Raw genomic sequence first — 20,721 nt, 5'->3', positions numbered from 1 at the left:
CAACACGGAAACCGCAACAACGGCACGTGTTGCCGGGGGAGTTGCCATGGCAGGTAAGAACCTGGACCCGTCCTCGTCACCCCGCGCCCTGCTCGGAGCCGAACTGCGCGTGGCCCGCGACCGTGCGGGCCTCAGCCAGGCCGAGCTGGGCGAACCTCTCTTCGTCAGCGGCTCGTTCATCGGCCAGCTCGAAGCCGGCACGCGGCGGATGCACATCGAATTCGCCCGACAGATCGACGACATCCTCGGCACCGGCGGCTTCTTCGCCCGCAACTGCGGGGCTCTGGCCAAGTCCAAGTACCCGAACCACTTTGCCGAGGCTGCAGAAGCGGAGGCGGAGGCCAAGACCATCCGCGAGTACGCCCCCCTGGCGCTGCCGGGGATGCTCCAGACGGAGGCATACGCCCGCGAAGTCTTCGTCGCGTACCAGCCGACGGCCACAGAGGAAGTCATCGCCGAGCTGGTAGCGAACCGTCTGGACCGCGCCAAGCTGCTATCTGATCCAACAACCCCCCTGTTGTGGTGCGTTCTTGACGAGACTGTCCTCCGGAGAACCGTTGGAGGCAGGACGGTGATGGCAGAGGCCCTACGCCACATCACGGCCCTGATCCGCAAGCGGCGGATCTTCGTGCAGGTACTGCCGTTCAGCGCAGGCGCACACTCCTCGATGGGAGGCACTCTGAAGCTGATGACTTTCGAGGCTGCTCCCCCGCTCGCCTATGTCCAAGGCAACGCCATAGGCGTGTTGCTGGACGATCCCGCCACCGTGACCCGCCACTCGCTGACCTACGATCTCCTCACGGCCAGCGCGCTGTCACCCACTCAATCACTGGCCGTGATCGAGTCCGCGGCGGAGGATTACGAGCATGACCAGCACTCGTGAGTACGACCTGTCGACGGCCACCTGGCGCAAGTCCAGCTACAGCGATGGCACCGGCGGCGACTGCCTGGAGATGGCCACCTGGCGCAAGTCCACCCACAGCGGCGGCGACGGCGGCAACTGCCTCGAAGTCGCCGACGGCCACCCCGACCTCGTCCCCGTCCGGGACTCCAAGGTCCCGGACGGCCCCCATCTCACCTTCAACGGCCCGGCCTGGACGGCGTTCATCACCAGCCTCGGCTGAACAGAGCCGTACATGGAGATGACCCTCGACGAGTTCGAGGCGCTTGAGCACGGCGCGCCCGAAACCGTAACGCTCGAATTCATCGGGGGAAGGCTGGTGGTCGAGCGGGATCGGGCCGGCCGGGTGAGGGCGGACGGCGCTCTGGCGCCCCTCGGGACTTTCGCCGGTCACGGCGAGTGGTCCGCTCCCGCAGGGGTGCTGATGGTGATGGAGGTGACCTCCCGCGACCCCGTCGCCAACCAGCGGATCCGTCGCCAGAAGCGGGACGGATACGCCGCAGCCGGTATCCCGGTCTTCCTTCCCATCGACCGGGACCAGGACACCCTGACCGTCCACAGCGAGCCCGAAGGCGACACCTACCGCCTCGACCCCGCCTTCCCGTACGTCGCGGCCGTCGAGATCCCCGACCCCGTGGGCATCACCCTCGACGCCCAGCCCCTCACCAACCGGTAGTCGAGACCACGTCGAAGATCGGCGGGAGGTGGCCATCGTCGTCGAGGTTGACGAACGTCCTCCCGTGGAGGGCGAACGACTCGCCCAGCCTGAGGCCCCGCAGGACCGTCGACTCTCCGTCCGGCTTCCCGGTTCGCGGGTCGAGGTGCCAGAGGTGGTGGTACGCACCCTCCGTGACCACGGCGATCCGCCCGTACCGGCCATCGGCGGCCAGGGCCCGGACCCGCCAGTCGTTCTCGAAGGCGCGGGTCCACAGGTGCCGGCCGTCCTTCAGGGAGAACGCCGCCAGCAGTTCCCGCTTCTCCCGCTCCGGGACCGACGCGTACAGCACGTCGCCGACGACCAGCCACTCCGTCTCGCCCGTGGTCGGGACGTACGGCTCCTGCGACTGCGCGCGCACGCGGCCCGCCTCGTCGAACACCATCAGGCGGCCGTCACCGACGGCGGCGGCCGGGGACGCCGACACGATGCGCGGGGACTCGTACCCGACCGGCATCGGGAAGCGCCAGGCGACGGCGCCGGTGCGGGCGCCGAGTGCGAACAGCTCGACTCCCGCGTCGGTCCGGGCCATGAGCAGGACCCGGTCCGCGTCGGCGGCGACCTCCATGGCGGCGGCGCCCGCGGGAAGCGGGAAGCGCCACAGCTCGCCGCCGGTGACCAGGTCGTGGGCGAGTACGGCGTCCGCGGTCGCGGTCACGGCCAGCGAGCCGCCCGCGGACGGCTTGCCGACGAGCTTCGGGACGTCCTTGGTCCAGAGCTGCTTGCCGGACGTGACGTCCACCGCGACCAGGCGGTTGCCGCAGCCGCTCCCCGCGGTGGTCAAGGTGAGCAGGCCGATGTCGGAGGGGGTGTCCGTACTCATCGCGCACACCGCGCCGCCGGCCGGGGCGGGCAGACTCCAGCCGTGGCGGCCCTCCCCGTTGTAGCCGGTCACGCCGTCCGCACGGGCCCGGATCACGAACCCCGCGTCCGGGTTCCCCGCCCATGAGCCGAGCGGCTTGGCCGCGCCCGGGCCGTCCGGAACCTGGAACGAGAAGAGGTCCATGTGCGGGCCGCGCAGCCAGGAGAAGCCGAGCCAGCCGGGCCACAGCGCGAAGAGCGCAACGGCGACGGCCATGGTCCAGCCGATGCCGGAGCGGTAGGCGCGGCCCTTCACGACCGACCACCACAGTCCGCCCGCCGCGAGCCCGGCGAGCAGTGTCCACCACAGCAGCGAATCCAGCCCGCGCGGGCAGCCGCCGTAGTCGCACACGCCGTCGGTCATGTCGACGGCGGTCAACTTCGCGCACAGGACGGCGTACAGCACCGCGACCGCGCTGAAGGTGCAGGCCGCGGCCAGCCGTACGTGGTTCCTGAGCCGCTTCGGGAGCGGCAGTGGCGTGTCCATGATCCCCCCGGCCCGCAGCCTATCCCCGAACGGGCTGCGGGCCTGGTTCGTCAGGACCCTCCGGCGGTCAGAGACCGGCGGTGAACAGCAGATTGTTGGGCGAGCTCTTGCTGACGCTGGTCAGGACGTCTTTGGTGGACTCCGATTCCAGGAAGTCGGCGATCTCCGCCGGCTCCGCGGTCGGGTGCGCCTGCTTGTAGAGGACGGCGACACCGGCGACGTGCGGCGAGGCCATCGACGTGCCGTCCAGGGCCACGCTGCCACCGCCCAGCTTCGCGGAGACGATGGCCTCCCCGGGCGCGTAGAGCTCGACGCAGGTACCCCAGTTGGAGAAGGAGGTCTCCTCGTCGTACTGGTTGCTCGCCGCGACCGTGACCACGCGCTGGGCGGACGCGGGCGAGACGGAGCAGGCGTCCTTCGCGGAGTTGCCCGCCGCGATGACCGGCAGCACACCGGCGTCGGACAGGGCAGTGGCCGCGTCGTTGACGGCTTGCGACAGGTCCCCGCCCAGGGAGCCGTTCATGACGGCCGGCTGCTTGGCGTTCTTCGCCACCCAGTCCATGCCCGCGATGATCCCGGACCAGGTGCCCTTGCCATCGCAGCCGAGCACGCGGACGCTGACCAGGCTCGCCTTGCGCGCGACCCCGTACGTCTTGCCCGCGACCGTGCCCGCGACGTGCGTGCCGTGACCCTGGCAGTCCGCGCCGAGCCGCCCGTCGCCGATGGCGTCGTAGCCGAAGGTGGCACGCCCTCCGAACTCGTCGTGCGCGTAGTCGATGCCGGTGTCGAGGATGTACGCGGTCACCCCGGCGCCGTTGCCCTGGGTGGTGAAGGTGCTGTCGAGCGGCAGCTCCTTCTGGTCGATCCGGTCCAGGCCCCACGTCGAGGACGGCGCCCGCGTACCCGGCGTCCGGGACGGCTGCGGCACGGACTGGACCGCGGCGTCCTCCTCGACCGACTTCACCCCGAGGCTCACCCGGACGATCTGCAGCTGGAGCGGGGTCAGCGGGACGGCAAAGCCGTTGATCGCCGAGGTGTAGACGAACGTCGGCTTCAGGCCCAGCTTCGTCGCGGCCTTCGCCGCGTCCACCCCCTTCTCCAGCGTCACGATGTACTTGCCGGGCACCGCGTTCGCGGAAGTGTGCAGCGGAACCGGCGTCGGCTCCGGGGTGTCGGCGGCGGCCGTACCGGCCGCGACCGCGGGCACGGTGAGGAGGGTGGCGGCGGCCAGGCGTGCGAGCAGGCGCATGGAAGTAACTCTCTGAGGGGCGGGACGGAGGACCGGCATGAATGAGCCGCCCCGGCCAGGACGAATGCGTCTGCGGGGGCGGCCTTCCCTTCCATCGGTGCCACCCCGGCGCGTCATGAACCACCACCGCCCGCCCGGCCGATCGCCCGCCGCCCACACCCGTACGTCCTGTCGCACAAGCTGCAGAAAGGGTTATCCCCCTGTGCCGTCAAGGCCGTGCCGCGCGCTGTCCCGGCCCGGGACCCTCCAACAAGATCACCCGTACGGCCCGCCCCCACACCAGCGAGCGCACGACCGGTGCGCCCCGGTGCCTCCGCCGCCACCCCGCACCTCGTTGACCTGCGGCGTCGTACGTGATGGCCTCACCCCATGCGCACCCGTCTGAGCCGGGCCCTGCCCGCAGCCGTCGTCGTACTGGCCGCCTTCTCCGCACTGCCCGCGTCGACGGCCACGGCCGCCGTGCGCGCACCGGCCCCGTACGCGGCCCCCGCCGACCACCCCACGTACATCGTCACCGTGAGCCGGGACCTCGACCCGGCCGACGTGGCGCGGCGGGTCGGTGCCACCCCGGTCCACGTCTACGACCACACCCTGCACGGCTTCGCCGCCCCGCTCAGCCCAGCCCAGCTCGTGGCCCTGCACGCACTGCCGGGCGTCGAGACCATCGAGCAGGACGGCACGGCCTCGGCCGACTGACGGGCGCCCGGCCGTTCCCCCTCCCCGCCCGCCACTTAGGGTGAGGACGATCAACTCAGCGGTTGATCGGGGGAGTCGGGGGGAGACCGATGAACAGCGCGACCGAGGTGTTCCAGCCGCTGCGGGAGGACGATCCGCAGACCGTCGCCGGCTACCGCCTCGCGGCCCGGCTCGGCGCGGGCGGCATGGGCCGGGTCTACCTGTCGCACACCCCGGGCGGCCGGCCGGTGGCCATCAAGGTGGTTCGGCCGGAACTGGCCGAGGACCCGACGTTCCTGCGCCGGTTCCGCCGCGAGGTGGAGGCGGCCCGGCGGGTCCGGGGCGCGTACACGGCCGAGCTGATCGACGCCGACGTGGACGGGGTGCCGCCCTGGCTGGCCACCGTGTACGTGCCGGGGCCCTCGCTGTCGGAGGCCGTGGCCCGGCGCGGACCGCTGCCGGTCCCCGCGGTGCTGTGGCTGGTGGCGGGGGTGGCCGAGGCCCTGGAGGTCATCCACGGCGCGGGGATCGTGCACCGCGATCTGAAGCCGTCGAACGTACTGCTGGCCGCCGACGGACCGCGGGTCATCGACTTCGGCATCTCGCTGGCGTCCGGCACGACCTCGCCCACCGCCACGGGCAGCGCCATCGGCACGCCCCAGTACATGGCCCCCGAACAGGCGCTGGCCGGCGAGACCACGGCGGCCACCGATGTCTTCGCACTCGGCCAGACGGCGGCGTTCGCCGCACTGGGCGAGCCGTTGTACGGAGACGGCCCCTCCGTCAGCGTGCTGTTCCGGATCGTCCACTCCGACCCCGACCTGTCCCGGCTGCCGGAGTCGCTGCGCCCGCTGATCGCCCGGTGCCTGGCAGCCGATCCGGACGACCGCGCCACCCCGGCGGAGATCTTGGCGTGGTGCAGGCAGCGGCTGGGCAAGGACGCGGACGCGGGCGGCGGTCCGGCCGTCTGGCGGGAGGTGGCGGGGCCGGAGCCGGTGGTCCCGGCTCCGATCCCGCACCCCACCTCGGTCCACACCCGGGCCTTGGACCCGCAGCCGTCACAGCCGTCACAGCCGCCGCAGCCGTCCCCGATGGCCTGGCAGCCGCCGACGGCGACGCCGCTCACGCCGGAGGAGCGGCGGGTGCGCAGGCGGCGTACCGCCGTGATCGCCGCCGCGGTGGTGACGGTGTCGGCCGTCCTGTTGACCGGGCTGGCCTGGAAGGTCATGGACGCGGCGGACCGGGCGCGCGAACGGAGCGCGGCCGCGGCCGCGTCCTCCGGAACCCCGAGCGGCGGCAAGGCCACCGGGGCAGCCGGGGCGTCCGGAGCCGGCGGATCCGCGCCGAGTACGCCCAAGGCCTCCAAGCCGCCCGCGGCCGTCCCCTACCCCCAGGTCCGGCTGGACGAGAAGACCTCGATCGGCATCAAGGACCCGGTCGAGCGGCAGGACCGCACCGGGGACATCCGCCTGGACTGCGAGAAGAAGAGCTGTGAGCTGGCGAGCGACACGATCGTGCTCACCCAGCTGTACGCCGCCCCCGGCACCGGCAACCTCGACACGTGCGGCCTCCTCACGAAGGCCTCCACCCAGCACACGCTCCCGATGGCCGCGGTGGCGCCCGGCACCGAGATCTGTGTCCGGCACCCCTCGGGGGACATCGCGCTGCTCGTGATCCAGATCAAGTCGGTCCACCGTCTGCCCGACCTGTCCGACTGGATCTCCGCGGACATGACGGTCTGGCGCGCGGCCTGACGACGGCCCGCCCGGCGGGGGGTCAGCCCCGGGCGGCCTCGATGAAGGCGCGGATCAGGGCGGGGTCCTTCACCCCGCGCTCCCGCTCCACCCCGCTGGACACGTCCACGCCCCAGGCGCCGGTGGTCTCCACGGCCTCCCGGACGTTCCCCGGGGTCAGCCCGCCGGCCAGCAGCCAGCGGCCCTCCGGCGCGGAGAACTCGGCCGAACCCCAGTTCCACGGCTTGCCGGAGCCGGGGTCGGGCGCGTCGAGCAGCAGCAGGTCCTCGCCGTACTCCCCGCAGCGCTCGACGTGCTCGGCGGTGGCCCGCAGCAGGGTCCGGCCCTCGGCCCGCAGCGCCCCGTAGTACTCGGGCCCCTCGTCCCCGTGGAGCTGGACCCCCCGTACGCCGCTCTCCTCGGTGAGCCGCCGCACCTCGTCGACCGGCTGCCCCCGGAACACCCCGACGGTCAGCACCGAGTCCGGCACCAGCGCGGCGAGCTCCCGCGCCGCGGCGGCGCCGATCGTACGGGGGCTCCCGGCGGCGAAGACGAACCCGACGGCATCGGCCCCTGCCGCCACGGCCACGTCGACGTCCGGCCCCGTCTTCAACCCGCAGATCTTCACGAACAGCTCGCTCATCCCCCCAGTCAACCAAACCGCCCTGTTGAGCGGTGATCCGTCTCGGCACCCGGGCGCGGCCGCCCTCGCGCCGCTAGCCTGGAACGGGGCTCACGCCCCGTGCACAGCACGCCACGCGGAAGACAACGGTGACGATCATGATCGAACGGGCCACACCGATAGAGCAGGCGGCACCACCGACATTCGAGACGCTCCTGCGCACGGTCGAGGAGATGGACACACCTGACGGCTACAAGGCCGAGCTCATCCGGGGGAAGATCGTCGTGTCACCGTGGTCCAAGCTTCGCTACTCCCGTCGCATGCGGGTGCTGCGCGAGCAGCTTCAGGCACACCTTCCCGAGGGCCACTTCGCGGACACCTCCCCCTTCCTCTTCCGGTTCCCGTCGGTGGAACGCGGCTACGGGCCCGACCTGTACGTGGCGGACGAGGCCGCGTTCGAGGAGGAAGGCCGCCACGCGGACGGCGCCGCCTTGTCCCTCGTCGGCGAGTTCACCTCCGTGTCCACCAAGGACGCCGACTGGGAGGAGAAGCTGGAGGTGTACGGCCGGATCGTGCCCGTCTACCTGGTCGTGGACATGCAGGGTTCCGAGATCACCTGCTTCGCCGACCCCTCTCCGCAGGGTTACCGAACCCGCAAGACCGTCGCCTTCGGTGAAGCCTTGCCCCTCCCGGAACCGTTCGGCTTCGCACTCGACACCACCGGCTTCTGACGGGCCCGGAGAACGCCCGAGGGCGGCACCCCCCGTGTGGGGAGTGCCGCCCTCGGTCGAAGAACAGCCGATCAGCCAGGGGCCGATCAGAAGTCCATGTCACCGCCCGGCATGCCGCCGCCGGCCGGGGCGCCGGCCTTCTCGGGCTTGTCGGCGATGACGGCCTCGGTGGTGAGGAAGAGGGCCGCGATCGACGCCGCGTTCTGCAGCGCGGAGCGGGTGACCTTCGCCGGGTCGATGATGCCCTCGGCGATCATGTCCACGTACTCGCCGGTCGCGGCGTTCAGACCCCAGCCGACCGTCAGGTTGCGGACCTTCTCCACGACGACGCCACCCTCGAGACCACCGTTGACGGCGATCTGCTTGAGCGGGGCCTCCAGGGCGAGCTTCACGGCGTTGGCGCCGGTGGCCTCGTCACCCGTGAGCTCGAGCTTCTCGAAGACCGCGGAGGCCTGGAGCAGGGCCACGCCACCACCGGCGACGATGCCCTCCTCGACGGCCGCCTTCGCGTTGCGAACGGCGTCCTCGATGCGGTGCTTGCGCTCCTTGAGCTCCACCTCGGTCGCGGCGCCGGCCTTGATGACGGCCACGCCGCCGGCCAGCTTCGCGAGGCGCTCCTGGAGCTTCTCGCGGTCGTAGTCCGAGTCGGAGTTCTCGATCTCGGCGCGGATCTGGTTGACGCGACCCTGAACCTGGTCGCTGTCACCGGAGCCGTCGACGATCGTGGTCTCGTCCTTGGTGATGACGACCTTGCGGGCGCGGCCGAGCAGGTCCAGGCCGGCGTTCTCGAGCTTGAGGCCGACCTCCTCGGAGATGACCGTGCCGCCCGTGAGGATGGCGATGTCGCCGAGCATGGCCTTGCGGCGGTCGCCGAAGCCCGGGGCCTTGACGGCGACGGACTTGAAGGTGCCGCGGATCTTGTTGACGACCAGGGTCGACAGGGCCTCGCCCTCGACGTCCTCGGCGATGATCAGCAGCGGCTTGCCGGACTGCATGACCTTCTCGAGGAGCGGCAGCAGGTCCTTGACCGAGCCGATCTTCGAGTTGACGATCAGGATGTACGGGTCGTCGAGCGACGCCTCCATACGCTCCATGTCGGTGGCGAAGTACGCCGAGATGTAGCCCTTGTCGAAGCGCATGCCCTCGGTGAGCTCGAGCTCCAGACCGAAGGTCTGGGACTCCTCGACCGTGATGACGCCTTCCTTGCCGACCTTGTCCATGGCCTCGGCGATGAGCTCGCCGATCTGGGTGTCGGCGGCGGAGATGGAGGCCGTGGAAGCGATCTGCTCCTTGGTCTCGACATCCTTCGCCTGCTCCAGCAGGGCGCCGGAGACGGCCTCGACGGCCTTCTCGATGCCGCGCTTGAGGGCCATCGGGTTGGCGCCGGCGGCCACGTTGCGCAGGCCCTCGCGGACGAGCGCCTGGGCGAGCACGGTGGCGGTGGTCGTACCGTCGCCCGCGACGTCGTCCGTCTTCTTGGCGACTTCCTTGACCAGCTCGGCGCCGATCTTCTCGTACGGGTCCTCGAGCTCGATCTCCTTGGCGATGGAGACACCATCGTTGGTGATCGTGGGGGCGCCCCACTTCTTCTCAAGGACGACGTTGCGACCCTTGGGGCCAAGGGTGACCTTGACGGCGTCGGCGAGCTGGTTCATCCCGCGCTCGAGACCGCGCCGGGCCTCCTCGTCGAACGCAATGATCTTGGCCATCTGAAGTGGTCCTCCAGGACTGGGGTTCCCCCTGCGCCGTCGGCACGATGGGGAGGGTTGGATTGCTCCGGACCGCGCCCGCGCCCGCGACGGACGGCCTGCGTGCCCGGCGGTTCCTTCCCGCCGGACCCTGCGGGCCTCACCGACCCGGTCCTGTGTAGTAGCACTCTCACCAGGAGAGTGCTAACGCCAATGATTAGCACTCGACCCCTCCGAGTGCAAGCGGCTTGGGTGAACGCCCCGCCCCCGCCCGGCCCCCGGCGCGGCGGGCAGCACGAAGGGCCCGTACCCCTCCTCCGAGGTGCGGGCCCTTCGTGTGTATGCGTCGGTGGTCGATCGCGCCGGGACTAGACGGCGAGCTTGACCATGTCCGCCTGCGGACCCTTCTGGCCCTGCGAGATCTCGAACTCGACCCGCTGACCCTCTTCAAGGGTGCGGTACCCGTCCATCTGGATGGCGCTGTAGTGGACGAACACATCCGCACCACCGTCGACCGCGATGAAGCCGTAGCCCTTCTCCGCGTTGAACCACTTGACGGTGCCCTGAGCCATGCCTAACTCCCCTATTACTGGCCCTTGCGCAGGACCGCACTTCGCGGTCCCGGGTCAGAACTTGCGCCGGAACGCCTCGACCGGGGCTGAATGTATCCGCACCGCTGCTGTCTGCAACAGGTCAATCCGACGAGAATTCTGGACACGGGGATACATTGAAATAGAGTGAAAAGTTGGCAGATTCTCGGGCAACTCGGACCCGGCATATCTCGCCAAAGCCCCATACCGCACTCGCACATTGACTCAATGTCAACCATCACGCGACCCGCTCATATGCGGCGGGCAAGTACAGCGGAGGGGACTTCCCCAACTCTACCGCGCCCAACCAAGCAGAATTACCCCCTCCGCTTTTACCGGAAGGGGTAATTCTGGGCTTTCGCGTATCAGCAGCCGCCCGCGACGGCGGGAATGATCGAGACGCCCGCGCCGTCCGGCGTCACCGCGTCCAGACCGCCCTCGAAGCGCACGTCGTCGTCGTTGACGTAGACGTTCACGAAGCGGCGCAGCTTGCCCTGGTCGTCCAGGACACGGGCGGAGATGCCCGGGTGGTTCGCCTCCAGGGAGGCGATGACCTCGGAGAGGGTCGCGCCCTCGGCGGAGACCTCCGCCTGGCCGCCGGTGTAGGTGCGCAGGATGGTGGGGATGCGGACGTTGACGCTCATGGCGCTACTGCCTTTCCGGGGTTCAAGGGGGGGAGGGGGTGTCCGGCGGATCAGGGCCGGACCGCCTAGACCAGGCCGGCGGCGCGGAACGCGTCCAGGCTCGGGCGGATGGTCGCCGTCTGCCCGCTGTCCGCGGCCACCGCCTCCAGGGTCTTGAGGCCGTCACCGGTGTTGAGGACCACCGTGGTCAGAGCCGGGTCGAGCTGCCCGTTCTCGATGAGCTTCTTCGTCACGCCGACGGTCACACCGCCCGCGGTCTCGGCGAAGATGCCCTCGGTCTGCGCGAGGATCTTGATGGCCTCGACGACCTGCTCGTCGGTGACGTCCTCGACGTAGCCGCCCGTACGGCGGGCGATGTCCAGGACGTACGGGCCGTCGGCCGGGTTGCCGATGGCCAGCGACTTGGCGATGGTGTTCGGCTTCTGCGGGCGGACCACGTCGTGGCCGGCCTTGAAGGCCGTGGAGACCGGGGAGCAGCCCTCGGCCTGCGCACCGAAGATCTTGTACGGCTTGTCCTCGACGAGCCCGAGCTTGATCAGCTCCTGCAGACCCTTGTCGATCTTCGTCAGCTGCGAGCCGGACGCGATCGGGATCACGATCTGGTCGGGCAGCTGCCAGCCGAGCTGCTCGCAGATCTCGTAGGCGAGGGTCTTGGAGCCCTCGCCGTAGTAAGGACGCAGGTTGACGTTGACGAATCCCCAGCCCTCGCCCAGCGGGTCGCCGATGAGCTCGGAGCAGAAGCGGTTGACGTCGTCGTAGTTGCCCTCGATGCCGACGAGGTCGCCGCCGTACACACCGGCCATGACGACCTTGCCCTGCTCCAGGTCGTGCGGGATGAACACGCAGGAGCGGAAGCCGGCCCGGGCGGCCGCGGCGCCGACGGCGCCGGCCAGGTTGCCGGTGGAGGAGCAGGACAGGGTGGTGAAGCCGAAGGCGCGGGCGGCCTCGACGGCGATGGCCACGACGCGGTCCTTGAAGGAGTGCGTCGGGTTGCCGGAGTCGTCCTTGACGTACAGCTTGCCGGTGAAGCCGAGCTCCTTGGCCAGGTTGGCCGCGTCCACGAGCTTGGTGAAGCCGGGGTTCAGGCTGGGCTTGGAGGCCACGTCCGCGGGGACGGGCAGCAGGGGGGCGTAGCGCCAGATGTTGTTCGGTCCGGCCTCGATCGCGGCGCGCAGCGCTTCGGGGTCTCCGGTGGGAAGGTCGTAGGCGACTTCCAGCGGACCGAAACACTCGACGCAGGCGAAGATGGGTCCGAGCTCGAAACGGGTACCGCACTCACGACACGAGAGGCCGGTGGCAGGTCCGAGATCGACAGAGGTGGCGACAGTCTGTGCAGCCATGATGGCGAGGCCCTTTCTCCTCATCTTCCCCATGGCGCACTTCGCCATGAGACGGAATTGGCACCTTCCCTAGCCGGGGACCTCGCTGCTGCAAGCAAGCGCGAGAACCGACTGGAGGGTTGCCGGGGCTTCAACGGGCCGTGTCCCTCTGCCCCTCTGGATGAGCGGTATGGCACCGGTGCGCGCGCTCTGCGGCGCGTCCGGGCATTTGTGCGCGGGGACCCCCGGCATGCGGTGGTCCTTCGCGTTGTTCAAGACTGTAACCGAAGGCCCGGACGGTTGAGACAGTCGTCCGAACCGCGAGATGGATCACTTTTCGGCCGAAACCGCCGAGGGGCGACGGACGACCGACGGACGAGCAGGGAGTACTGAACGTGCTGGAAGAGGTGGAGCGCTGGTTCGCGGACCGCTCCTGGTCCGCGGCCGACCGACCGCTCGACCAGCTGCTGGCCGCCAAACGGGCGGCCGGCACCACGGTCAGCGTCGTCCTGCCCGCGCTCGACGAGGAGGAGACGGTCGGCGCGATCGTCGAGGTGATCCGGCGCGATCTGATCGACGGGCTGCCGCTGCCGCTGGTCGACGAACTGGTCGTGATCGACTCGGGCTCCACCGACCGGACCGCCGAGGTGGCCGCGAAGGCCGGCGCCCGGGTGGTGCACCGCGACGACATCCTGCCGCGGATCCCGGCCGTGCACGGCAAGGGCGAGGTGCTGTGGCGCTCCCTGCTGGCGACCACCGGGGACATCGTCTGCTTCGTGGACGCGGACCTTCGGGACTTCTCCTCCGCCTTCGTGTCCGGGATCGTGGGCCCGCTGCTGACCGAGCCGGACGTGCAGTTCGTCAAGGCGATGTACGACCGCCCGCTCGGCACGGAATTCGACGGGCTCGCCTCCGGCACTCCCTCCGATCCGCTCGCCTCCGGCACTCCCTTCGATCCGCTCGCCTCCGGCAAGACCCACGGCCAGGGCGGCCGGGTCACCGAGCTCGTCGCCCGCCCCCTCCTCAATCTCCACTGGCCGCAGCTGGCCGGCTTCGTCCAGCCGCTGGGCGGTGAGTACGCCGTGCGCCGCGCCCTGCTGGAACGACTGCCCTTCCCCGTCGGGTACGGGGTCGAGCTCGGCCTGCTCGTGGACGCGCTGCACACCGTCGGACTGGACGCGCTGGCCCAGGTGGACGTGGGCGTACGGCTCCACCGCCACCAGGACGGCCAGGCACTCGGCCGTATGGCCGCGGCGATCTACCGGACGGCGCAGCTGCGGCTCTCGCGCGGGCATCTCGTACGGCCCGAGCTGACGCAGTTCGTGCGCGGCCCCGAAGGGTTCGTGCCGCGGACGTACCCCGTGGACACCGAGGAGCGGCCGCCGATGGCCGGGGTCGAGGAGTACTCCGGCCGCCGGGTGGCGTGAGGGAACTGACGTTTGAGCAGGCGGGCCCCGGGCTAGGTTCGCCGCATGGCTTCCCAGGTACTCGTTGCAGCGAACCGCGGCCCGCTCTCCTACGATCTCGGCGACGACGGCACCCTCACGGCCCGGCGCGGCGGGGGCGGACTCGTCTCCGGCCTCTCCGCCGCCCTCGCCCGCCAGCCGGAGGCGCTGTGGATCTGCGCGGCGCTATCGGACGCGGACCGGGAGGCGGTCCGCCGGGGCGTCTCCGAGCCCGGCGTCCGGATGCTGGACATCGATCCCACGACGTACGACGACGCGTACAACGGCATCGCAAACTCGGTGCTGTGGTTCACCCACCACCACCTCTACGACATCCCGCGCGAGCCGGTCTTCGACGCGGAGTTCCGCCGACGGTGGGATTCGTACGTCGCGTACAACCATGCCTTCGCGGTGGCGCTGGCCGAGGAGGCGGGCGAGGGCGCGGCCGTGCTCGTACAGGACTACCACCTGGCGCTGGTCCCCGGTGAGCTGCGGGAGCTGCGGCCCGATCTGAAGATCAGCCACTTCACGCACACCCCGTGGGCCTCGCCGGAGTTCCTGGGGATGCTCCCCGACGACATCCGCCTTCAGCTGGTGCGGGGGATGCTCGGGGCGGACGTCGTGGGCTTCCACACCTGGGCATGGGCGAACGGCTTCATGGCCGGCGCGCACATCGACGACGCGAGCGGCACCGCCCGCGCGATCGGGGACCCGCAGCGCAGGGTGCAGCACCAGGGGAGGGGCGCGCGCATCCGGTACACGGACGTGGCCGTGTACCCGCTGGGTGTGGACGCGGACGAGCTGCGTGCGCTGGCGCACCGGCCCGAGGTGAACGACAAGCTGGCGGCGCTGCGCGCGGAGGTCGGGGACCGCAAGACGATCGTCCGGGTGGACCGGACGGAGCTGTCGAAGAACATCGTGCGCGGGCTGCTGGCGTACCGGGAGCTGCTGACGGTGCACCCCGAATGGCGCGGGCGGGTGGTCCACCTGGCCTCGGCGTACCCCTCCCGGCAGGACCTGGCGGTGTACCGGTCCTACACGGAGGCGGTACGGGAGCTGGCGGAGCGGATCAACGAGGAGTTCGGCGCGCCGGACTGGCAGCCGGTGCATGTGTCGGTGAAGGACGACTTCGCCCGCTCCCTGGCGGCGTACCGGCTGGCCGACGTGGCGCTGGTGAACCCGGTCCGGGACGGGATGAACCTGGTGGCGAAGGAGATCCCGGTGGTGTCGGACGCGGGGTGCGCGCTGGTGCTGTCGACGGGGGCGGGGGCGTACGGGGAGCTCCGCGAGGACGCGCTGACGGTGAACCCGTACGACGTGTCGGCGACGGCGGAGGCTTTGCACGCGGCGCTGTCCATGCCGGCGGACGAGCGGCTGGAGCGCACCAAGCGCCTGGCCGCCGCCGCCACCGCCCTCCCCCCGACGGCCTGGTTCACGGCCCAGCTGGACGCGCTCCGCGAGGCGTAGGCCCGGCGGGCGGGTGGTCAATCCAGGTCGTCCGGGTCGAACTGCCAGTACGCGGTCTCGCGGTAGTTCGCGGACGGCGGGTGGACCTCGACCGTGACCGGGGTCCCCTGCGGGCCGGGCGCGATCCTCACCTGGACGGTCCGCTTGCCGCCCTTGCGCAGGGGCGGCATCAGGGCCGAGGCCGCCTCGTCCTCGTTGAGCCAGGTCAGCGTGGAGCCGGTCGGGTAGTGATCGGAGGACTTGCCCGCCCGCACCACGACGGGGGCGTCGGCGATCGTGCTGACGCCGGTCTTCTTCGACTCACCGCCCGGGTTCAGTGCCTCGTCGGTGCCGTTGGCGTAGGTGATGGTGAAGCGGTAGGCCCCGTCGTCCTCGCGGCGGGGCCGGCCGACCGTGACCTTGAGGTCGTCGACGTACCGGGCGGTCGCGCCGGGGGCGAGCGGGTCCACCACGCTGGCGGAGGGGCTGTCGTTGTCGAGGTGCCCGCCGCCCTGCAGGCTCTTCTCCATCCCGGCCAGCGCCGCGGCTCCCAGCAGCACCAGCACGGCGACGACGAGCAGCGCCACCGCGCAGCCGGTGAAGCCGCGGGAGCTCGTGGTGGTCGCCGTGTCGGGGGTCGGGTCCGTGTCCATGCACGTGACGATAGGAGTGGCCCGGGCGGCGGATCATGAGCGTTCGTACTCAAAGACCTGCTGGGTACACGGGTACCGCGTGCCGGCACCCGGGCGTCAGCCGCGGATGGCTCCGGCCAGCGCGGCCAGGAAGGCCACCACGTCCGCGGGGCCGTGCAGGACCAGGTCGGCCCGGGCGGCGAGTTCGGGGACCTCGGCCGAGCCGCTGGCCACCAGGAGCCCCGGCATGCCGTCGGTACGGAGCTTCTCCACGGCCGCGTACGCCGCGAGGTCGCCCAGGTCGTCCCCCGCGTACAGGACGGCCTCGGCGCCCGTCTCCGCGAGGTACTCGGTCAGGGCCACTCCCTTGTCCATGCCCGGCGGCCGCAGCTCCAGCACCGCCCGCCCCGGCTCCACCATCAGCCCGTGGCGCGCCGCCAGCTCGGCCAGCGGCTCGCGCAGCGCGGCGAACGCCGCGTCCGGGTCGGCCGCCCGCCGGGTGTGCACGGCCAGGGCCCGGCCCTTCTCCTCGATCCACGTACCGCGCCAGGCGCCGATGGAGTCCAGGAACCCGGGCAGCTCCGCCCGTACGGCGGCGACCCCGGGGTGCTCGGCCGGGGCGTGCACGATGCCGGTCACGGCGTCCCAGCGCTCGGCCCCGTAGTGGCCGAGGACCACCAGGTGCTCCAGGCCCGGGGCGCCGGCGAATCCCCCGTAGCGGACCGCGACCCCCGCCGGCCGGCCGGTGATCACGGCCACCGAGGCGACCTCCGGGGCCAGGGCGGACAGCGCCGGGACGGCTCCCGGGTGGGCGCGCGCCTGGTCCGGGTCCGGGACGATCTCGGCGAGGGTGCCGTCGAAGTCGAGCGCGACCACGGATCGGCGGGGCACCCGGAGGAGGGCTTCGAGTCCCTCCCGTCCGGCGGCGGTGACGGGCATCGGCATGCTGTGCGGATGGCTCCCCATGGGGACGACCCTAACGGCCCTTCCGGGCCACGGCTACGGCGCGGCGCGGGGCTCCGGCGCCCGCTTGCCGGGGCGGTGTCAGCGCCGGGCCCGCTGCGCCTCGCGGATGCGGCGGAGCCGGTTGACGGTACCCGGGGCGTGGGCCAGCGCCCGCGGGTCGTCCATCAGCACGTTGAGCAGCTGGTAGTAGCGGACCGGGGTCATCCCCAGCCCTTCCCTTATCGCCCGCTCCTTGGCCCCGGGACCGGGCCAGGTGCGTCCCTCGTACGCGAGCACCGCGGCCTCGGTGGCCGTCAGCCCCACGTCGTCCGTCATACCGCCAGATTAACGCCGCCCTGTGACACCCACCCGGCCCAGGCCCCCGGGTCCGGCCGCCGAGGGGCGGCCGCCGAGGGGCACGCCCCTCGGCCGGCGTCGCGTCAGTGCGCGTCCGCCTTGCGCGCCGACTCGGCGATGTCCTCCAGGACCTTCGCCGGCTGCCCGCCCGGCTGCACGCTCTTGCCGATGTTCTGCTTGACGTCCTCGCTGACCCCGGCCCAGGACTTCTTGCCGACCGGGTAGAGCCGTGCGTTCGGCAGCGCCTGCAGGAACGTCTTCAGCTGCGTGGCCGAGCCGCCCGTGCTGGCGTCCATCGCCCGGTAGCCGGTCGTGGTGACCGGCAGCAGGTCGTACTTGTTGGTGAAGGCCGTCACGTTCTTCGCCTCGTACAGGTAGTCCAGGAACTTCCCGGACTCCTTGCGGTGGCCGTTCTTGAAGGCCATGACCCAGTCCGCGACGCCCATCGTCGGGTGCTCGGTCCCGTCGGCGGTCGGCATGGCCACCATGCCGAACTTCACGCCCTTCTCCGCCGCCTGCTTCAGCAGCGTGGGGTGGCCGTTGAGCATGCCGACCTCGCCCCGCATGAAGGCGTCGAAGGCCGTCTGCCGGTCGGTCTTCGACGGTTCCAGCGCTCCGGTCAGCCCCTGGCCGACCATCTTGTCGCGCAGGAACTCGAACGTCTTGACGTTGTCCGCGGAGTCGATCGCGTACGCCTCTTCGTTGTCGGTGTAGCCGCCACCGCCCGCGAGCATCCACATCATCGACTCGGCCTGCGCCTCCTCGCGGCCCAGCGGCAGCGCGAACGGCGTCGCCACACCCGCCGTCTTGAGCTTCTTCGCGGCGGCCTCCAGGTCGGCCCAGCTCTTCGGCTGCCACCCGCCCTTGGTGTCCTTCGGCACGACCCCGGCGTCCGTCAGCAGCTTCTCGTTGTAGAAGAGCAGGCGGGTGCTGGCCACGAAGGGCATCCCGTACTGGACCCGCCGGACCTTGCCGGCGTCCGCGAGCGGCGCCAGGAAGTCGGCCTCGGTGCTGACGGAGAGCAGCTCCTCCGCCGTGTACAGCTTGCCCGCGGCCGCGTAGTCGGCGTACGCGCCGATCTGCGCGATGTCGGGGGCCTTGCCGGCCTTGACCATCTCCGCGACCTTGGCGTCGACCTCGGACCAGGAGTAGACGCTGACCTCGACCTTCACGCCCGGATGGTCCTTCTGGAAGCCGGCGGCGAGGTCCTTCCAGTAGCCCGCGGAGGAGTTCTGCGGATTGTCCCCGTAGTCGGCCGCCACGACCCGCAGGGTCACCTCGTTGTCCCCGGTGATGCTCCCCACGGCTCCGCAGCCGGTGAGTGCCGCGGCGGTCAGGCTCAGCGCGGCGCCGGTCGCGGCCAGGCTCAGGTAACGGCCCTTCACAGTTCTCGATCCACCCCTTGTTGTACGTACGATCCACGTAAGGTCTACACCACTTTGGCGGCTCGTCCACATCCGGAACGCACAGTGTCCGTTTGGTCGCCCGGCCAAGGTCTTCGATTTTGTATGGCCGCTCAACAATCCCCTTCAATGGACTAGACCTTTCCCCGCCGAGCACGCGAGACTGTCACCTGTGAAACCCGTGAAACACGCCGTGAAGCACGTCATCGCCCTCGATGTGGGCGGCACCGGGATGAAGGCCGCCCTCATCGCCGACGACGGCACACTGCTCCACGAAGCACGCCGCGCCACCGGCCGCGACCGGGGCCCGGACGCCGTCGTCGAGACGATCCTGGAGTTCGCCGCCGAGCTGTCCGGGCTCGGCCTCGAGCGCTTCGGCGTGCCCGCCTCCGCGGCCGGCGTCGCCGTCCCCGGCATCGTCGACGCCGAAAACGGGATCGCCGTCTACGCGGCGAACCTGGGCTGGCGCGACGTACCCATGCGCGAGCTGCTCAGCAGACGGCTCGGCGGCATCCCGGTGGCCCTGGGCCACGACGTCCGCACGGGCGGACTCGCCGAAGGCCGCATCGGCGCCGGCCGGGGAGCCGACCGCTTCCTGTTCGTCCCCCTCGGCACCGGCATCGCCGGCGCCATCGGCATCGCCGGCCGCATCGAGGCCGGTGCCCACGGCTACGCCGGAGAGATCGGCCACATCGTGGTCCGCCCCGGCGGACCCGCCTGCGGCTGCGGACAGTACGGCTGCCTGGAGACCCTCGCCTCCGCCTCCGCCGTCAGCCGCGCCTGGGCGGCCGCCTCCGGCGACCCGGCGGCGGACGCCGCGGACTGCGCCAAGGCCGTCGAATCCGGCGACGACCGCGCCCACGAGGTGTGGCTGGCCGCGGTCGGCGCCCTCGCCGACGGCCTGGTCACGGCGATCACCCTGCTGGACCCGCGCACGCTGATCATCGGTGGCGGGCTCGCCGAAGCGGGGGAAACCTTGTTCACACCACTGCGGACGGCCGTCGAGGAGCGCGTGACGTTCCAGCGGCTGCCCGACATCGTTCCGGCGGCCCTCGGGGACACCGCCGGATGCCTGGGCGCAGGGCTGCTCGCCTGGGACCTACTCGCCACGGAGGTACCTGCCTGATGTCCGGAAGCGCACACAGCACCGTTCTCTCCGGCGCCAGGGTGGTCCTGCCCACCGGGACCGTGGCGGGCGGCCGCGTCATCGTCGACGGCGAGCGCATCGCCGGCAGCGCCGGCGAGGGCGCGCGGACCGTCGACCTGTCCGGGCACTGGCTCGTCCCCGGCTTCGTGGACATGCACAACCACGGCGGCGGCGGCGCCTCCTTCACCTCCGGCACCGCCGAGGAGGTCCTCAAGGGCGTACGGACCCACCGCGAGCACGGCACGACCACGCTCGTCGCCTCCACCGTCACCGGCGACCTGGACGAACTGGCCCGCCGCGCCGGGCTCCTCGCCGAGCTGACGCAAGCGGGCGAGATCGCCGGAATCCACTTCGAGGGGCCGTTCATCAACCCCTGCCGCAAGGGCGCGCACAAGGAGGACCTGCTCCGCGACCCCGACCCGGCCGAGGTCCGCAAGCTGATCGACGCCGCGCACGGCGCCGCCCGGATGTTCACCCTCGCCACCGAGCTCCCGGGCGGGCTGGACTCCGTACGGCTGCTGGCCGAGCACGGGGTCATCGCCGCGATCGGCCACACCGACTCCACCTACGAGCAGACCCGCCAGGCCATCGACGCCGGTGCCACCGTGGCCACCCACCTCTACAACGCGATGCCCGGCATGGAGCACCGCGCCCCCGGCCCCATCGCCGCGCTGCTGGAGGACGAACGGGTCACCGTCGAGCTGATCAACGACGGCACCCACCTGCACCCGGCGATGCTGGAGCTGGCCTTCCACCACGCGGGCGCGCACCGCGTGGCGCTGATCACCGACGCGATGGACGCGGCGGGCTTCGGCGACGGGATCTACCACCTGGGGCCCCTGGAGGTCGAGGTCAAGGAGGGCGTGGCACGCCTCGTCGAAGGGGGTTCGATCGCCGGCTCCACGCTGACGCTGGACACCGCGTTCAAGCGGTCCGTGACCCTGGACAAGCTGCCCGTCGAGTCCGTGGTGCAGGCGATCTCGGCCAATCCCGCCAAGCTGATCGGACTGTACGACGAGGTCGGCTCGCTGGAGCCCGGCAAGTACGCCGACCTGGTCGTCCTGGACGCCGAGTTCGAGGTCAAGGGCGTCATGCGGCGCGGCGAATGGATCGTGAATCCGCTGGTCTGAG

General features: G+C 71.2%; 21 protein-coding genes and 1 riboswitch. Of the genes, 10 read left to right on the top strand and 11 right to left on the bottom strand.

Going from position 1 to position 20,721, the window contains the following annotated elements; all coding sequences use genetic code 11:
- Positions 1 to 46: 46 nt before the first annotated feature.
- From ACFXGI_RS20210 to ACFXGI_RS20200, 3 genes are read left to right on the top strand one after another with little or no spacing between them, the layout of a single operon-like run.
- A complete protein-coding gene (locus ACFXGI_RS20210) occupies positions 47 to 883 on the top strand; it encodes a Scr1 family TA system antitoxin-like transcriptional regulator (RefSeq protein WP_384708228.1) in 837 nt (278 codons plus the stop codon).
- Positions 867 to 1,124: a DUF397 domain-containing protein gene (locus ACFXGI_RS20205; protein ID WP_384708225.1), complete on the top strand. Its 258-nt coding sequence runs from the start codon at positions 867 to 869 to the stop codon at positions 1,122 to 1,124. Before ACFXGI_RS20210 ends, ACFXGI_RS20205 begins: the two co-directional genes overlap by 17 nt.
- A gap of 12 nt (positions 1,125 to 1,136) precedes the next feature.
- Complete coding sequence (locus tag ACFXGI_RS20200) at positions 1,137 to 1,577, top strand: Uma2 family endonuclease (protein ID WP_384708222.1); 441 nt, start codon at positions 1,137 to 1,139, stop codon at positions 1,575 to 1,577.
- On the opposite strand, the gene ACFXGI_RS20195 is transcribed toward ACFXGI_RS20200, so the two are convergent.
- Positions 1,564 to 2,964 carry a PQQ-binding-like beta-propeller repeat protein gene (locus ACFXGI_RS20195; protein WP_384708219.1) on the bottom strand — a complete coding sequence of 467 codons (1,401 nt, stop codon included), beginning with the start codon at positions 2,962 to 2,964 and terminating at the stop codon, positions 1,564 to 1,566. The two genes, ACFXGI_RS20200 and ACFXGI_RS20195, sit on opposite strands and share 14 nt — an antisense overlap.
- 67 nt (positions 2,965 to 3,031) lie before the next feature.
- On the bottom strand, positions 3,032 to 4,213 hold the full coding sequence (locus tag ACFXGI_RS20190) for a S8 family peptidase (protein WP_384708217.1): 1,182 nt from the start codon (positions 4,211 to 4,213) through the stop codon (positions 3,032 to 3,034).
- A gap of 369 nt (positions 4,214 to 4,582) precedes the next feature.
- Here ACFXGI_RS20190 and ACFXGI_RS20185 point away from each other — a divergent pair, with 369 nt between their 5' ends.
- Together ACFXGI_RS20185 and ACFXGI_RS20180 are read left to right on the top strand one after the other, a co-directional pair.
- Positions 4,583 to 4,909: a protease inhibitor I9 family protein gene (locus ACFXGI_RS20185; RefSeq protein ID WP_384708214.1), complete on the top strand. Its 327-nt coding sequence runs from the start codon at positions 4,583 to 4,585 to the stop codon at positions 4,907 to 4,909.
- Positions 4,910 to 4,998: 89 nt separating this feature from the next.
- Entirely contained in the window at positions 4,999 to 6,642 is a 1,644-nt protein-coding gene (locus ACFXGI_RS20180) for a serine/threonine-protein kinase (RefSeq protein ID WP_384708211.1), read from the top strand.
- Between the two features lie 22 nt (positions 6,643 to 6,664).
- On the opposite strand, the gene ACFXGI_RS20175 is transcribed toward ACFXGI_RS20180, so the two are convergent.
- Positions 6,665 to 7,264 (bottom strand): phosphoribosylanthranilate isomerase, encoded by a 600-nt coding sequence (locus ACFXGI_RS20175; RefSeq protein ID WP_384708208.1) that lies wholly within the window; start codon positions 7,262 to 7,264, stop codon positions 6,665 to 6,667.
- A gap of 137 nt (positions 7,265 to 7,401) precedes the next feature.
- On the opposite strand from ACFXGI_RS20175, the gene ACFXGI_RS20170 reads away from it, so the two are divergent.
- Positions 7,402 to 7,974, top strand: a complete 573-nt coding sequence (locus ACFXGI_RS20170; RefSeq protein ID WP_384708475.1) for a Uma2 family endonuclease — start codon at positions 7,402 to 7,404, stop codon at positions 7,972 to 7,974.
- 86 nt (positions 7,975 to 8,060) lie between these two features.
- Here the strand turns inward: ACFXGI_RS20170 and groL are convergent, their stop codons facing one another.
- The 4 genes from groL to thrC form a co-directional block, all read right to left on the bottom strand.
- Positions 8,061 to 9,683 (bottom strand): chaperonin GroEL, encoded by a 1,623-nt coding sequence (gene groL, locus ACFXGI_RS20165; protein WP_384708205.1) that lies wholly within the window; start codon positions 9,681 to 9,683, stop codon positions 8,061 to 8,063.
- 347 nt (positions 9,684 to 10,030) lie between these two features.
- Positions 10,031 to 10,234, bottom strand: a complete 204-nt coding sequence (locus ACFXGI_RS20160) for a cold-shock protein (RefSeq protein WP_005315736.1) — start codon at positions 10,232 to 10,234, stop codon at positions 10,031 to 10,033.
- A 383-nt stretch (positions 10,235 to 10,617) separates the two neighbouring features.
- On the bottom strand, positions 10,618 to 10,896 hold the full coding sequence (locus ACFXGI_RS20155; protein ID WP_030858544.1) for a MoaD/ThiS family protein: 279 nt from the start codon (positions 10,894 to 10,896) through the stop codon (positions 10,618 to 10,620).
- Between the two features lie 65 nt (positions 10,897 to 10,961).
- The gene (gene thrC / locus ACFXGI_RS20150) at positions 10,962 to 12,236 is read right to left on the bottom strand and encodes a threonine synthase (protein WP_266628118.1); all 1,275 of its coding nucleotides are present in this window, start codon (positions 12,234 to 12,236) and stop codon (positions 10,962 to 10,964) included.
- A 17-nt stretch (positions 12,237 to 12,253) separates the two neighbouring features.
- A riboswitch (SAM riboswitch) is annotated at positions 12,254 to 12,403 on the bottom strand.
- Between the two features lie 207 nt (positions 12,404 to 12,610).
- On the opposite strand from thrC, the gene ACFXGI_RS20145 reads away from it, so the two are divergent.
- Both ACFXGI_RS20145 and ACFXGI_RS20140 read left to right on the top strand, forming a co-directional pair.
- Entirely contained in the window at positions 12,611 to 13,642 is a 1,032-nt protein-coding gene (locus ACFXGI_RS20145; protein ID WP_384708201.1) for a glucosyl-3-phosphoglycerate synthase, read from the top strand.
- A gap of 45 nt (positions 13,643 to 13,687) precedes the next feature.
- Positions 13,688 to 15,127 (top strand): trehalose-6-phosphate synthase, encoded by a 1,440-nt coding sequence (locus ACFXGI_RS20140; protein ID WP_384708199.1) that lies wholly within the window; start codon positions 13,688 to 13,690, stop codon positions 15,125 to 15,127.
- A gap of 17 nt (positions 15,128 to 15,144) precedes the next feature.
- Here ACFXGI_RS20140 and ACFXGI_RS20135 read toward each other — a convergent pair whose 3' ends face one another.
- From ACFXGI_RS20135 to ACFXGI_RS20120, 4 genes are all read right to left on the bottom strand, one after another.
- Positions 15,145 to 15,759, bottom strand: coding sequence for a hypothetical protein (locus ACFXGI_RS20135; RefSeq protein ID WP_384708196.1), 615 nt, complete (start codon positions 15,757 to 15,759; stop codon positions 15,145 to 15,147).
- Positions 15,760 to 15,855: 96 nt separating this feature from the next.
- Positions 15,856 to 16,704, bottom strand: a complete 849-nt coding sequence (gene otsB, locus ACFXGI_RS20130; RefSeq protein ID WP_384708193.1) for a trehalose-phosphatase — start codon at positions 16,702 to 16,704, stop codon at positions 15,856 to 15,858.
- Positions 16,705 to 16,782: 78 nt separating this feature from the next.
- Positions 16,783 to 17,019 carry a DUF3263 domain-containing protein gene (locus ACFXGI_RS20125; RefSeq protein WP_030156982.1) on the bottom strand — a complete coding sequence of 79 codons (237 nt, stop codon included), beginning with the start codon at positions 17,017 to 17,019 and terminating at the stop codon, positions 16,783 to 16,785.
- 104 nt (positions 17,020 to 17,123) lie between these two features.
- Positions 17,124 to 18,425 (bottom strand): extracellular solute-binding protein, encoded by a 1,302-nt coding sequence (locus ACFXGI_RS20120; protein WP_384708190.1) that lies wholly within the window; start codon positions 18,423 to 18,425, stop codon positions 17,124 to 17,126.
- A 211-nt stretch (positions 18,426 to 18,636) separates the two neighbouring features.
- Here ACFXGI_RS20120 and ACFXGI_RS20115 point away from each other — a divergent pair, with 211 nt between their 5' ends.
- Positions 18,637 to 19,569 (top strand): ROK family protein, encoded by a 933-nt coding sequence (locus ACFXGI_RS20115; RefSeq protein ID WP_384708472.1) that lies wholly within the window; start codon positions 18,637 to 18,639, stop codon positions 19,567 to 19,569.
- Positions 19,569 to 20,720 carry an N-acetylglucosamine-6-phosphate deacetylase gene (nagA, locus tag ACFXGI_RS20110; protein WP_384708187.1) on the top strand — a complete coding sequence of 384 codons (1,152 nt, stop codon included), beginning with the start codon at positions 19,569 to 19,571 and terminating at the stop codon, positions 20,718 to 20,720. Before ACFXGI_RS20115 ends, nagA begins: the two co-directional genes overlap by 1 nt.
- Position 20,721: the final 1 nt, after the last annotated feature.

Source organism: Streptomyces sp. NPDC059355 (genome assembly GCF_042752335.1).
Classification (GTDB): Bacteria; Actinomycetota; Actinomycetes; order Streptomycetales; family Streptomycetaceae; genus Streptomyces.
This window is presented reverse-complemented; position numbering and strand designations above follow the sequence as displayed.

Bases quoted from the DNA above. Each gene is read 5' to 3' on its own strand.
- thrC (WP_266628118.1), bottom strand. From the start codon at position 12,236: ATGGCTGCACAGACTGTCGCCACCTCTGTCGATCTCGGACCTGCCACC.
- ACFXGI_RS20185 (WP_384708214.1), top strand. From the start codon at position 4,583: ATGCGCACCCGTCTGAGCCGGGCCCTGCCCGCAGCCGTCGTCGTACTG.
- ACFXGI_RS20180 (WP_384708211.1), top strand. From the start codon at position 4,999: ATGAACAGCGCGACCGAGGTGTTCCAGCCGCTGCGGGAGGACGATCCG.
- ACFXGI_RS20160 (WP_005315736.1), bottom strand. From the start codon at position 10,234: ATGGCTCAGGGCACCGTCAAGTGGTTCAACGCGGAGAAGGGCTACGGC.
- ACFXGI_RS20125 (WP_030156982.1), bottom strand. From the start codon at position 17,019: ATGACGGACGACGTGGGGCTGACGGCCACCGAGGCCGCGGTGCTCGCG.
- ACFXGI_RS20205 (WP_384708225.1), top strand. From the start codon at position 867: ATGACCAGCACTCGTGAGTACGACCTGTCGACGGCCACCTGGCGCAAG.
- ACFXGI_RS20135 (WP_384708196.1), bottom strand. From the start codon at position 15,759: ATGGACACGGACCCGACCCCCGACACGGCGACCACCACGAGCTCCCGC.
- nagA (WP_384708187.1), top strand. From the start codon at position 19,569: ATGTCCGGAAGCGCACACAGCACCGTTCTCTCCGGCGCCAGGGTGGTC.
- ACFXGI_RS20200 (WP_384708222.1), top strand. From the start codon at position 1,137: ATGGAGATGACCCTCGACGAGTTCGAGGCGCTTGAGCACGGCGCGCCC.
- ACFXGI_RS20190 (WP_384708217.1), bottom strand. From the start codon at position 4,213: ATGCGCCTGCTCGCACGCCTGGCCGCCGCCACCCTCCTCACCGTGCCC.
- ACFXGI_RS20175 (WP_384708208.1), bottom strand. From the start codon at position 7,264: ATGAGCGAGCTGTTCGTGAAGATCTGCGGGTTGAAGACGGGGCCGGAC.
- ACFXGI_RS20155 (WP_030858544.1), bottom strand. From the start codon at position 10,896: ATGAGCGTCAACGTCCGCATCCCCACCATCCTGCGCACCTACACCGGC.
- ACFXGI_RS20195 (WP_384708219.1), bottom strand. From the start codon at position 2,964: ATGGACACGCCACTGCCGCTCCCGAAGCGGCTCAGGAACCACGTACGG.
- groL (WP_384708205.1), bottom strand. From the start codon at position 9,683: ATGGCCAAGATCATTGCGTTCGACGAGGAGGCCCGGCGCGGTCTCGAG.
- ACFXGI_RS20210 (WP_384708228.1), top strand. From the start codon at position 47: ATGGCAGGTAAGAACCTGGACCCGTCCTCGTCACCCCGCGCCCTGCTC.
- ACFXGI_RS20140 (WP_384708199.1), top strand. From the start codon at position 13,688: ATGGCTTCCCAGGTACTCGTTGCAGCGAACCGCGGCCCGCTCTCCTAC.
- ACFXGI_RS20170 (WP_384708475.1), top strand. From the start codon at position 7,402: ATGATCGAACGGGCCACACCGATAGAGCAGGCGGCACCACCGACATTC.
- otsB (WP_384708193.1), bottom strand. From the start codon at position 16,704: ATGGGGAGCCATCCGCACAGCATGCCGATGCCCGTCACCGCCGCCGGA.